This is a genomic window from Bradyrhizobium sp., assembly GCF_016462955.1.
In the GTDB taxonomy this organism is placed as follows: domain Bacteria; phylum Pseudomonadota; class Alphaproteobacteria; order Rhizobiales; family Xanthobacteraceae; genus Bradyrhizobium.
In genome coordinates this window covers 14,905-26,519 of sequence record NZ_JAEMSD010000032.1, presented here as the reverse complement: position 1 = coordinate 26,519, position 11,615 = coordinate 14,905, and the positions used below count along the sequence as shown (strand labels likewise).

The following is an 11,615-nucleotide window of genomic DNA, read 5'->3' as shown; positions in this document are numbered from 1 at the left end:
ACCATCGCCGACAACGTCGGCGACAATGTCGGCGACTGCGCCGGCATGGCCGCCGACCTGTTCGAGACCTATGCGGTGACCGCGGTCGCCACCATGGTGCTCGCGGCGATCTTCTTCGCCAAGACGCCGATCCTCGCCAGCATGATGACGCTGCCGCTCGCGATCGGCGGCATCTGCATCATCACCTCGATCATCGGCACCTTTTTCGTCAAGCTCGGGCCGAGCCAGTCGATCATGGGCGCACTCTACAAGGGCCTGATCGTCACCGGCCTGCTGTCGCTGATCGGCATTGCGCTGGTGATCTACTACCTGATCGGCTTCGGCAAGCTCGAGGGCGTGAACTATACCGGGCTGGCGCTGTTCGAGTGCGGCGTGGTCGGTCTCATCGTCACCGCCCTGATCATCTGGATCACCGAATACTACACGGGGACCGACTATCGTCCGGTGAAGTCGATCGCCCAGTCCTCGGTCACGGGCCACGGCACCAACGTGATCCAGGGCCTCGCCATCTCGATGGAAGCGACCGCGTTGCCGGCGATCGTCATCATCGCCGGCATCCTGGTCACCCACAGCCTCGCCGGGCTGTTCGGCATCGCCATTGCCACCGCCACCATGCTGGCGCTGGCCGGCATGATCGTCGCCCTCGACGCCTTCGGTCCCGTCACCGACAATGCCGGCGGCATCGCCGAGATGGCGGGACTGCCCAAGGAGGTGCGCAAATCGACCGACGCGCTCGATGCGGTCGGCAACACCACCAAGGCGGTGACCAAGGGTTACGCGATCGGATCCGCCGGTCTCGGTGCTCTCGTGCTGTTCGCAGCCTATAACGAGGACCTCAAGTACTTCGTGGCCCGCTCTGCGCAGCATCCGTACTTCGCCGGCGTCAATCCGGACTTTTCGCTGAACAATCCTTACGTCGTGGTGGGCCTGCTGTTCGGCGGCCTCTTGCCGTATCTGTTCGGCGCGATGGGCATGACCGCCGTCGGCCGTGCGGCGAGTGCGATCGTCGAGGAGGTGCGACGCCAGTTCCGCGAGAAGCCGGGCATCATGCAGGGCACCGACAAGCCTGACTACGGCAAGGCGGTCGACCTGCTGACCAAGGCGGCGATCAAGGAGATGATCATCCCCTCGCTGCTTCCGGTGCTGTCGCCGATCGTCGTCTATTTCGTGATTTACGCAATCGCAGGCGGCGGCGCGGTGGGCAAGTCGGCGGCGTTCTCGGCGGTGGGCGCGATGCTGCTCGGCGTGATCGTGACGGGACTGTTCGTCGCGATCTCGATGACCTCGGGCGGCGGCGCCTGGGATAACGCCAAGAAGTACATCGAGGACGGCCATTTCGGCGGCAAGGGCAGTGATGCCCACAAGTCGGCGGTCACAGGCGATACCGTCGGCGATCCCTACAAGGACACGGCGGGTCCTGCCGTGAACCCGATGATCAAGATCACCAACATCGTGGCCCTGCTGCTGCTGGCGATCCTGGCGCACTGAACGGCGTCGAAGAGACAAGAGAAAACCCCGCGGCGCGAGCCGCGGGGTTTTTGTTTCTCGCCGTCATTCCGGGTTCGGCTCTTTCGAGCCGTCCCGGAATGACGCTTCGCCTCACTGCACGTCCATCTGCAGGCCTTCCTTCTGGATGATGCCGGCGAACTTCTTCGTCTCGGCGTCCACGAAGGCGCCGAACTGCTCCGGCGTGCCGTAGTCGGCGCGGGCGCCCATGGCGGCGATCTGCTTCTTGACGTCCTCGCGCTCCAGCATCGCCTTGACCTGGAGATTGAGCGCGCCCAGCACTTCGGGCGGGACGCCCTTCGGCAGGAAGACGGCGAACCAGGAGGACACGTCGAAATTTGCCAGTTCCGGTGCGCTCTCGCGCATGGTCGGCAGGTCTTTCGCGAGATCGCTGCGCTCGGGCGTCGTGACGCAGAGACCGTTGAGCGTGCCGCTCTGCACCTGCGGCAGGCTCGGATAGAGGTTGTCGAACAGGATCTGGATGTCGCCGGCGAGCGCCGCCTGGAGCGCCGGTCCGGCGCCGCGGAACGGGATGTGCGTCATCTTCAGGCCGGTGAGCTGGAGGAACCAGGCGCCGGTGAGGTGAGGGCTCTGGCCGACCCCGGAGGAGGCGTAGCTGAGCTTGTCCGGATTGGCCTTGAGGTAAGCGATCAGCTCTGGGACCGACTTGATGCCGGTCTTCGGATGCGCCGAGACGATGTTCGGAATCCGGATCATGTTCGAGACCGGCTGAAGCTGGTCCGGCTTGTAGCTGAGGTTCTTGAAGATGCTGTAGGCGATGGCGTTCGGCCCGGGATTGCCGACCAGGATGGTCTGGCCGTCAGGCTTGGCGCGCACGGCCTCGGCCGTGCCGATCGTGCCGCCGCCGCCCGAGCGGTTTTCCACGACGGCCGACGGCCCCCAAGCGGCCTGCAGATGCGCGGCGAGAAGGCGGCCCATGACGTCCGTCGAGCCGCCGGCTGCCGCCGGCACGATGAGACGAACGGTCTCGGTCGGCTTCCAGTCGGCAAGGCTCGATCGCGGCAGGATCGCTGCAGCCGAAAGGCCGGCCACACCGGTGAGCACGCGACGTCGGGACAACAAGGTGTTTTGAAGTTTTTTGGACACGAATCCGCTCCCAGCTTCTTGCATTGCGCGGACCCTAGGGAACGAGGCTTGCGTGGGCAAGTCGCACGCTGCGGCAAAGACCCCGGGGGGAGTGGCACGACGCCGCAGATGCTCGCAATTTGCCTTCTGGCGGAATGCAGGCGCTCAGACAGAGGGTGGTCCGGACACGCATGCCCGAGCCAGCTTCTCGACACCAGCCGCTCTACGGCGTCGCGCGCAAGTGTCGTGGCGACTCAGTTGAAGCTGAGCAGCTTGAACAGCGGCGTGAGGTAGCTCATCTCCTGACCCGAGGTCGGCGTGGTGCGGCTGATGAAGTCGAAGATCTTGCCGTCCTGAAGGCCGTAATTGGCAAGCCGCCGCACGCGCCGGTTCTTGTCGAAATAGACCGCGATGACGCGCTGGTCGACCACCTTCTGGTTCATGAAGGCGACCGGGCGCTCCGAGCGCTGCGAGATGTAGTAGAAGACTTCGCCGTCGAGCGTTGCGACCGTCGAGGGCGTGCCCATGACGATCAGCACCTGGTCCTGGCTCGCACCGATCGGAATTTGCTCGAGCGCACCGGGCGGCAGGATATAACCTTTTTGAAATTGCTCGCCGGTGCAGGCCGCGAGCGCGACGCCGACGACGGCGGTCGCCGCGAGCATGCGCAGGGTGCGCCAGCATGCGTGAAGGCCGCGCCGCTTGTCCGCGCGCAGGCTGGTCTGGTTCGTTATCGTCATAGCGGAACTGATTCCGTCCCCTTGCGTCGCGCGAGGCGCTGAAGTACCGGGCTGGGCGTCTGAATGCAACTCGCGCGCGCCCGCTTGCGGAAACCACAATGCTTTGGCCGTTCAATCACTTCAGGAAACCCCGGCTAGCCCCGGCGGATACCATTGAAGCCATCTATGGCATGATCGTGACGCAGGCGCGAGAACCCATATTTTACCGTGACTTGGGGGTGCCCGATACGGTTAACGGGCGTTTCGACCTGTTGCTGCTGCATCTGTGGCTGCTGCTACGCCGCCTGCGCAGGGGCCAGAGCGGCGCGGGTGGCTCCTCCGAGCTGTCGCAGGGGTTGTTCGACCGATTCTGCGAGGACATGGACGACAATCTGCGCGAGATGGGCGTGGGCGACCAGACCGTCCCGAAGCGGATGCGCGCCTTCGGCGAGGCCTTCTACGGCCGGGTCCAGGCCTATGATCAGGCGATGGAATCTGGCGGCGAGGCGCTGGCATCGGCGATCTGCAAGAATATCTTGAACGGGACCGGCCCGGACCAGGCAACGCGGCTCGCGGCCTATGCCAGGGCCTGCGAGGCCGCTCTCGGCCGGGCCGACGAGGCAGCGTTGTTGCGCGCTTCCTTCAAGTTTCCTCCAGCAATGCCTGAGGATGTCACGCCATGAGCCGACCGAGCACCGGAGCCCAGCCAGATCCCTGGCGGGCACCCGTCATCGTTGCGCAGATCCCCGACACCGGGCTGCATCGCGAACTCGAGGCTTCCGCGGCCGAGCGGCAGGCCATGGCGGAGCTCGCGGGCGTGCGGGAGATCTTGTCCGCGCATGCCAGCTTCGATGTCGTGCCGAAAAGCGGCGGGCGGGTCCAGGTCACCGGGCTCGTTCGCGGCCGGATCGGCCAGACCTGCGTCGTCACGCTGGATCCGATCGAGAGCGAGATCGAGGAGGAGGTGGACCTGATGTTCGCCCCCGAGGCCGAGGCGCGGCGCCTCGCCGACCTGATCGAGGAGGGGCAGGACGACAAGGCATCGCCTGAGGTCGCCGACCCTCCGGAGCCGATCGCGGGCGGCATCATCGATCTCGGCCGGCTCGCCACCGATGCGCTGTTCCTGGCGATCGATCCCTATCCGCGCAAGGCGGGGGCGGTGTTCGAGGCGGAGGTCATTGCGCCCGATCCGGAAGATCACCCCTTCGCAGTGCTGAAAGCGCTTCAGGACAGTAAAAAGGGCAAATAGCCCGGGCATTTCCGCCCCGAGGGCTTGGGACGGAATATGAGCCGTCTGCCATGATGGTTTTAGGAGCGGCGATATCCGAGTGATTGCAATGTGTTTCTTGCCAGTCCATCCGTGCTCCTCCGGATCGCCCGGGGTGCAAAAGGCTGGGGGCAAGAGGTTGTTTCGGGGGTACAAAACGCTATTGTCCCGCCCCGGTTCGGGTGCGGCGTGGCGCTTGGCCGCTCGCCATCTCCGTGGCGAACCCATTTTGCGGCCCCGCTGATCCAAGACCGCACCAGACCAGGTTTCCAGGACTTTCATGCCAAGCAAGGTTCGCATCGCGCTGGACGCCATGGGGGGCGATGTCGGCCCGGCCGTGGTCATTCCCGGCGCCGCCATCTCGCTTGGCCGGCATCGTGACAGCGAGTTCCTGCTGGTCGGAGACCGCACCAAAATCGAGCCCGAGCTCGACAAGCACCCGAAGCTGAAAGCCGCCTCCAGCATCGTCCACACCGATGTTGCCGTCAGCATGGAGGACAAGCCGAGCCAGGCGCTGCGGCGCGGCCGCAAGACCTCATCGATGTGGCTCGCGATCGACGCGGTCAAGAAGGGCGAGGCGGATGTGGCGATCTCCGCCGGCAATACCGGCGCGCTGATGGCGATGGCCCGTTTCCACCTGCGCACCCTGCCGGGCATCGACCGTCCGGCCATCTCGGCGATCTGGCCGACCATGCGCGGCAAATCCGTCGTGCTCGATCTTGGCGCCACGCTCGGCGGCGATGCGCATCATCTGGTTTCGATGGCGGTGATGGGCGCGGCCAAGGCCAGCGTTCTGTTCGACAAGAAGAGACCAACCGTCGGGCTGCTCAACATCGGCGCCGAGGAGATCAAGGGGCACGAGGAAATTCGCGAGGCCAGCGAGATCCTACGCGCAAGGAACCTGCCGGAGCTCGATTATATCGGCTTCGTCGAGGGCGACGGCATCGGCAAGGGACTGGCCGACGTGATCGTTACCGAAGGATTCAGCGGCAACATCGCGCTCAAGGCTGCCGAGGGAACCGCGCGGCAAATGGCGGAATTGCTCCGAGGCGAGATGCGGCGGAGCTGGATGTCCAAGCTTGGCTATGTCTTCGCGCGTAGCGCCTTCCAGGCCTTGCGCGACAAGATGGACCCCAACAAGTCCAATGGCGGCGTGCTGCTGGGACTGAACGGGGTGGTGGTGAAGAGCCACGGCGGAACCAACGCCGAAGGCTTTGCCTATGCGATCGATGTTGGCTATGAGATGGCTCACTACGATCTCCTGAACAAGATCAATCAGATGCTCAACCGCGAGGGTGGTGCGCTCAGGTCCGTGCAGCCCGCGCCGGAGGATGTTTCGTGACTCAAATTCGTTCGGTCGTGCTCGGCTGCGGCTCTTATCTGCCGGAGCAGGTGGTGACCAACGCCCAATTGGCGGCCCGCATCGATACCTCCGACGAGTGGATCGTTCAGCGCACCGGCATTCGCGAGCGCCACATCGCGGCCGAGGGCGAGTTCACCTCGCATCTGGCGATCAAGGCGGCGCAGGCCGCGCTCACCGACGCCGGCGTGGACGCGCAATCGATCGAGCTGATCGTGCTGGCGACCTCGACACCGGACAACACGTTTCCTGCAACCGCGGTCGCCGTGCAGCACGGGCTCGGCATCAACCATGGCGCAGCCTTCGACCTGCAGGCGGTGTGCTCGGGCTTCGTGTTCGCGCTCGCCACCGCCGACAATTTCCTGCGCACCGGCGCCTTCAAGCGCGCGCTGGTGATCGGCGCCGAGACCTTCTCGCGCATCCTCGACTGGAACGACCGCGGCACCTGCGTGCTGTTCGGCGACGGCGCCGGCGCGGTGGTGCTGGAGGCGCAGGAGCAGCCGGGCAACGCCGCCACCGACCGCGGCATCGTCACCACGCATCTGCGCTCCGACGGTCGCCACAAGGCAAAACTGTTCGTCGACGGCGGTCCGTCATCGACCCAGACCGTCGGCCACTTACGCATGGAAGGCCGCGAGGTGTTCAAGCATGCCGTCGGCATGATCACCGACGTGATCGTCGACGCCTTCAAGGCCACGGGACTCAATGCCGACGGCATCGACTGGTTCGTGCCGCACCAGGCCAACAAGCGAATCATCGACGCTTCCGCGCACAAGCTGCATATCCCGCCTGAGAAGGTGGTGCTGACGGTCGACCGTCACGGCAACACCTCGGCCGCCTCGATTCCGCTGGCGCTTTCGGTCGCGCGCAAGGACGGCCGCATCAAGAAAGGCGACATGGTGCTGTTGGAAGCCATGGGCGGCGGCTTCACCTGGGGCTCCGCGCTGGTGCGCTGGTAGCAACAGTCGATAAAATTTTGCCGGATTCAGCGCCGATTATCGATGCGCCGGCATTGATGAGCGCTGTTGACCATCGTATCGTAAGCTCATAATTTCAGACGAGAATTGTTCGCCGTGATGTGGGGCAGGGCGATGACCGAGACCAGCAAAACCGTAACGCGAGTAGATCTGTGCGAAGCCGTCTACCAGAAGGTGGGCTTGTCGCGCACGGAATCGTCTGCCTTCGTGGAACTCGTGCTGAAGGAGATCACCGACTGCCTGGAGAAGGGCGAGACGGTGAAACTATCCTCGTTCGGCTCCTTCATGGTGCGCAAGAAGGGACAGCGCATCGGCCGCAACCCCAAGACCGGCACCGAGGTGCCGATCTCGCCGCGCCGGGTGATGGTGTTCAAGCCGTCGGCCATCCTGAAGCAGCGCATCAACGCCCAGCATCGCACCAACGGCGACGCCACCCCGGCTCAGGAAGAGGCATAACCGCCTTTCGGAAAGGACTGGCCTTTGGACAAGGCGCCGGATGCGTTCCGAACCATCAGCGAAGTCGCGCAGGAACTCGACATTCCACAGCACGTGCTGCGATTCTGGGAAACCCGCTTCTCGCAAATCAAGCCGATGAAGCGCAGCGGTGGCCGCCGCTATTACCGCCCCGACGACGTCGACCTGCTCAAGGGCATCCGCCGCCTGCTCTACGGCGAGGGCTACACCATCCGCGGGGTGCAGCGGATCCTCAAGGAGCACGGCGTCAAATCGGTGCAGGGCCTCGCCGACAGCGCGGCCGCGGTCTCCTTCGGCGCCATCGAGGATGCCATCGGCGCGAGCCTGATGGAGCCCGAGGACGAGGAGGCGCCGATCAAGGGCGTCACCGACAGCGACGATGACGATTACCAGGGCGACGAAGAGGAAGGCATCGACTTCCGCTTCAGCGAGATCGACGACGAGGAGATCCTCACCACCTTCCGCAAGGGCGGCGCCCCCGCCGCGCCCGCCGGCCCCAGCGTGCTCGACCGGGAGCGCCTGGGACGGGCGCTCGCCGACCTCGTCGCCTGCCGCGAGATGCTGGACCAGGCGCTGAAGGACGGGTAGGGGACGCATCCCGCCGGCTTTGCGGGCAGTTCCGGGGCCGTGGCCGGGTGGCACCAAAATGCTGCGGCCTCGCCTTGCGCATCGCGCCGATCCTAGCTAATGGAACGACGTTCGGAGCGTGGCGCAGCCCGGTTAGCGCACTAGTCTGGGAGACTAGGGGTCGGAGGTTCAAATCCTCTCGCTCCGACCATTTTTTCAAAGCATTTGTCGGGTGGATGATTGTCGGCGCAGGAGCCTGCTCCGGGCCGCGGGGGATGCCTGCGCCCAGAGGCTGGCCTGGGGAGGGCGGTACATCAAAACGCCGAAAAACAACCCCCTGCACAGTAGCGATGTCATTGAGGAAGATGGTTTTTCCGAATTGACGGCGGGCGAGGGATAGGGAGCGGATCCTCCAGCGGACAATGACGATCGAACTGTCCGCGAGAGGCTCAACCCTTGACCATTCTTCTCGCAATTATCCGAACCTGTTCGTGTCCGACAAGAGCATGGATACGTGCCATCAGGACGCTTCTAATTAGGCGAGGGCAGCATGTTGCAGTTATCGTGGAGCGAGCTTTTCGTCCCGACGCATTCCGTCATGGAAATGATCGTGCGGGGCACCATCATGTACCTTGGCATCTTCATCCTGATGCGGTTCATTTTGAAGCGACAAACCGGCGGGCTCAGCATCCCCGATCTGCTTCTCGTCGTCCTGCTGGCGGACGCGGCGCAGAATGGCATGGCGGGCGAATACCACTCGATCACGGAAGGTATCGTGCTCGTTGCCACCATCATTTTCTGGAATCTTGCCATCGATTGGGTCGGGTATCACGTGCCTTTCGTGGAGCGGCTTGCCCGGCCGGCGCCGCTCCTCCTCATCAAGAACGGGCAGGTCCTTCGCCGCCACATGCGGCAGGAGCTGGTGACGATGGATGAGTTGATGAGCAAGCTTCGCGAGGAGGGTATAGCAAGCCCTCGGACGTCGCGGAGGCCTAGGGCGACGGCAATACCAGCGTGAAAAAGAAGGAAGCCTGACGGCCTTCGAACCGGATTTTTCAGGAGCTGCGCACCTTGCGACCTTGTCGAGGCATCTTCGCCAGCGCCGGCGCGATTGTCAAAACTCTGTTAAGGCCGCTGCCGCGAATCCGACCCGCGAGCGGCCTGCGGCTCCCCTCCGGCGCCGCGCGGTACAAGATGCCCGGGGGAGCCGGTGCTTTCCGGAGCCTTCTTTCCATCGACCGGACTCTCATGTGGAGATTTCTCCGCTCGCTTTGACCAGGATCTGTAATAGGCAACCGCCGTCATGATCGCGACTCCCGCAGCTCCGACGAGCAGTTGAAGGAGGATGCCGTTCCCTGCCCACTGCAGGATGAAGTACCCGATGAAAGCCAGGAGAATGCCCACACAAAACACTTCGAGGGACTGCTGGCCGCACTTTATCAGGGGACGCCAGATGGGGGCTCGTAGCCCGCGCGCGTCGATCGGTATGAACCGGGCACCAAGGATAATCAGCACCATCAAATGAAAATAGCGGTAGGGCGCCAGATTGGTCTTGTCGTTGGGATTGAAAAGCTCGAAAAGGGCAGGCGCGAACAAGGCCCGGAGCTGAGGCTGGTGAGCAGCCAGGGTCATCAGCGCCGCAAAAATCAAATAGGCAATCGCAACCACCAGCACGAGCCTGGATCGCAGCAGAAAATGCAGACGTCCCGCACCCGTCAACGCGAGCCATGCGCCGGTCACAAACAGAAGCTGCCACGCCAGCGGATTGAAGTACCAGCTTCCCGACGGATAGGAAGGCAGGTTCCAATCGAATTGCCGCGCAGCCAGATACAACAGCACCGATCCGATCATGACGGCGTCAGGGAATCTCAACATCAACCAAAGGACCGGAGGAAACAGGCCCATCAGAACGACATAGAGCGGCAGCACGTCCAAATTCAGAGGCTTGTATCTCAGCAAAAGCCCCTCCGTCATCATCTCGATCGGCGCGCCGGTGACCGGTCCGGCGTTGAACAGATCGACCAGATCAGGCGCGTTGAACCTTTCCGACAGGAAATGGATGAAAGCCAGGTAGATCATGAACAGCAGGATATGCGCCGTGTAGATTTGCCATACGCGCCTTAATAGCCTGCTGGCTCCGAACACAAAGCCCCGCTCCATCTTTCGCGTATAAACGAGCGCTGAGGTGTAGCCGGAGATGAACACGAAGAGGTCGGCCCCGTCGCTGAATCCATAATTCCGGAATGAACACCACACCAGCACCGTGCCGGGGACATGGCCGAGAAACATCGCCCAGTTGGCGAGGCCGCGAAACAGGTCGAGACGCAAGTCACGTTGAGGCGTTGGCAGCGCAAGCCCGAGCTTCATCCTGCTTTCCATCGTGCAACGATTCACGATCGATGTCCGCGACCCAGCACCGAGAAGTCGCCGAGACACTCACGCTAGATGCCGCGTTGAGAGCCGCGGTTGAAGGACCAAGCGTGTCTTCGCCCCACGGCAATTACACCAGAGGTCCGCCGGATATTGACCTGAGTCAAGCGCCCCGACCAGAGCCCGGTACTGTGCATGATGACGTCGAACGCACGGAGGCCAAACGGCGTCCGATTTTCCCACGGGGAACTGGCAGGGAGTTTTAGTTCCGGGCAAAACGCGCGCGCTGTGCCATCGACCCGGCCCGGTGGGCGTTTCCTCGTAGTGGTCGTCTTGGATCAGTAGTTTTGCGGGGCCTTAGGCGTGGCCCTTGATCTCGTAGTGGCCCGGCACGCATTTGTAGCGATCGAGGCGCCAATTGGCGCGATAGATCGGATGCTCGCCCATCCATTTCGCCAGGGGGGCCTGTGCGCCGACCGCGCACTGCATCATCGAAATCTCGGGCGTCATGTTGCTGTCGGTCACGATTTCCTCGACGCAACTGCCCGAGCTGGCTGCGCCAAGCCGGCAGAGCACGGCAACGACGGTCACGAACATTCCTGTCACCTCATTGGTTGTTTCTGACCACGACAAGGATGCAAGCGGAGTGCCAGAGCCCGTGACACGCAAACCACGCGCTGGCCTGACCGACTCGATCCCGCGTCCAAAGCCCATTTGGCGATTCGGATTGTGAAAAAATTGCTCATAAACCGAAGCCGGAGAAATACGGGAAACGGGGAAGTACGGCTTTGCGCTGCTTGTGCTCCGAGCGGGCTTGGGGCCGGCGACGGAGCAAGCGCCTCGCCCTTCGAGACGACCGCTTCCAGCGGTCCCCCAGGGTGAGGCTAACGGCCAACGGTGCTCGTTGAAGCGACCGCCACTCACTCCGCCCTCATCCCGAGGGCCCGCCAGGGGCGGGCGTCTCGAAGGATGTGCCGCGGGCGAGGCTGCACCGCAGGCGATAGCCCCGATCGTTCCGGATACTCCGCGCGCCGAAATAACGCCCAAGATTGCATCGCCGATCCGCTTTCTTTTGCGGATGCGGCGCTGCTACATTTTGCGCGCGCGGCGAGATGCGCGGCGACGAAGAAACATACCGACAAGGGGAGGGACCGAAGTCCCATGAAGGATTTTGCTGGAAAGATCGCGGTCATCACCGGCGGTGGCACGGGAATGGGACGCGAGCTCGCGCGGCAGCTGGTGGCCGAGGGCTGCAACGTCGCCATGTGCGACGTCTCGGAGGCGGCGAT

General features: G+C 63.5%; 12 protein-coding genes, 1 tRNA gene and 1 pseudogene. 10 read left to right on the top strand and 4 right to left on the bottom strand.

Annotation, left to right across the window (positions count from 1 at the left end; all coding sequences use genetic code 11):
* A partial coding sequence (locus tag JHD07_RS06040) for a sodium-translocating pyrophosphatase (protein WP_291620036.1) occupies nt 1–1,488 on the top strand: 1,488 nt, incomplete at its 5' end.
* Between the two features lie 111 nt (nt 1,489–1,599).
* On the opposite strand, the gene JHD07_RS06035 is transcribed toward JHD07_RS06040, so the two are convergent.
* The gene (locus JHD07_RS06035; protein WP_291620034.1) at nt 1,600–2,613 is read right to left on the bottom strand and encodes a tripartite tricarboxylate transporter substrate binding protein; all 1,014 of its coding nucleotides are present in this window, start codon (nt 2,611–2,613) and stop codon (nt 1,600–1,602) included.
* Nucleotides 2,614–2,846: 233 nt separating this feature from the next.
* Complete coding sequence (locus tag JHD07_RS06030) at nt 2,847–3,332, bottom strand: outer membrane protein assembly factor BamE (RefSeq protein WP_291620032.1); 486 nt, start codon at nt 3,330–3,332, stop codon at nt 2,847–2,849.
* 98 nt (nt 3,333–3,430) lie between these two features.
* On the opposite strand from JHD07_RS06030, the gene JHD07_RS06025 reads away from it, so the two are divergent.
* The 8 genes from JHD07_RS06025 (at nt 3,431) to JHD07_RS05990 (ending at nt 8,974) form a co-directional block, all read left to right on the top strand.
* Nucleotides 3,431–3,994: a ubiquinol-cytochrome C chaperone family protein gene (locus JHD07_RS06025; protein ID WP_291620030.1), complete on the top strand. Its 564-nt coding sequence runs from the start codon at nt 3,431–3,433 to the stop codon at nt 3,992–3,994.
* The gene (locus tag JHD07_RS06020; protein WP_291620028.1) at nt 3,991–4,560 is read left to right on the top strand and encodes a DUF177 domain-containing protein; all 570 of its coding nucleotides are present in this window, start codon (nt 3,991–3,993) and stop codon (nt 4,558–4,560) included. The genes JHD07_RS06025 and JHD07_RS06020 overlap by 4 nt, the downstream gene beginning before the upstream one ends.
* Nucleotides 4,561–4,858: 298 nt before the next feature.
* Nucleotides 4,859–5,920: a phosphate acyltransferase PlsX gene (gene plsX, locus JHD07_RS06015; RefSeq protein WP_291620026.1), complete on the top strand. Its 1,062-nt coding sequence runs from the start codon at nt 4,859–4,861 to the stop codon at nt 5,918–5,920.
* On the top strand, nt 5,917–6,897 hold the full coding sequence (locus JHD07_RS06010) for a beta-ketoacyl-ACP synthase III (protein WP_291620024.1): 981 nt from the start codon (nt 5,917–5,919) through the stop codon (nt 6,895–6,897). Before plsX ends, JHD07_RS06010 begins: the two co-directional genes overlap by 4 nt.
* A gap of 132 nt (nt 6,898–7,029) precedes the next feature.
* On the top strand, nt 7,030–7,371 hold the full coding sequence (locus JHD07_RS06005) for an integration host factor subunit alpha (RefSeq protein WP_291620022.1): 342 nt from the start codon (nt 7,030–7,032) through the stop codon (nt 7,369–7,371).
* Between the two features lie 24 nt (nt 7,372–7,395).
* On the top strand, nt 7,396–7,977 hold the full coding sequence (locus JHD07_RS06000; RefSeq protein WP_291620020.1) for a MerR family transcriptional regulator: 582 nt from the start codon (nt 7,396–7,398) through the stop codon (nt 7,975–7,977).
* Between the two features lie 112 nt (nt 7,978–8,089).
* Nucleotides 8,090–8,167: transfer RNA gene (locus JHD07_RS05995), tRNA-Pro, on the top strand.
* A 387-nt stretch (nt 8,168–8,554) separates the two neighbouring features.
* Nucleotides 8,555–8,974, top strand: coding sequence for a YetF domain-containing protein (locus JHD07_RS05990; protein ID WP_291620018.1), 420 nt, complete (start codon nt 8,555–8,557; stop codon nt 8,972–8,974).
* Between the two features lie 107 nt (nt 8,975–9,081).
* On the opposite strand, the gene JHD07_RS05985 is transcribed toward JHD07_RS05990, so the two are convergent.
* The gene (locus JHD07_RS05985; RefSeq protein WP_291620016.1) at nt 9,082–10,323 is read right to left on the bottom strand and encodes an OpgC domain-containing protein; all 1,242 of its coding nucleotides are present in this window, start codon (nt 10,321–10,323) and stop codon (nt 9,082–9,084) included.
* Nucleotides 10,324–10,683: 360 nt separating this feature from the next.
* On the bottom strand, nt 10,684–10,923 hold the full coding sequence (locus JHD07_RS05980; protein WP_291620014.1) for a hypothetical protein: 240 nt from the start codon (nt 10,921–10,923) through the stop codon (nt 10,684–10,686).
* A gap of 489 nt (nt 10,924–11,412) precedes the next feature.
* Between JHD07_RS05980 and JHD07_RS05975 the strand changes: the two are divergent.
* A pseudogene (locus JHD07_RS05975) lies at nt 11,413–11,615 on the top strand (SDR family NAD(P)-dependent oxidoreductase); the annotation flags it as partial.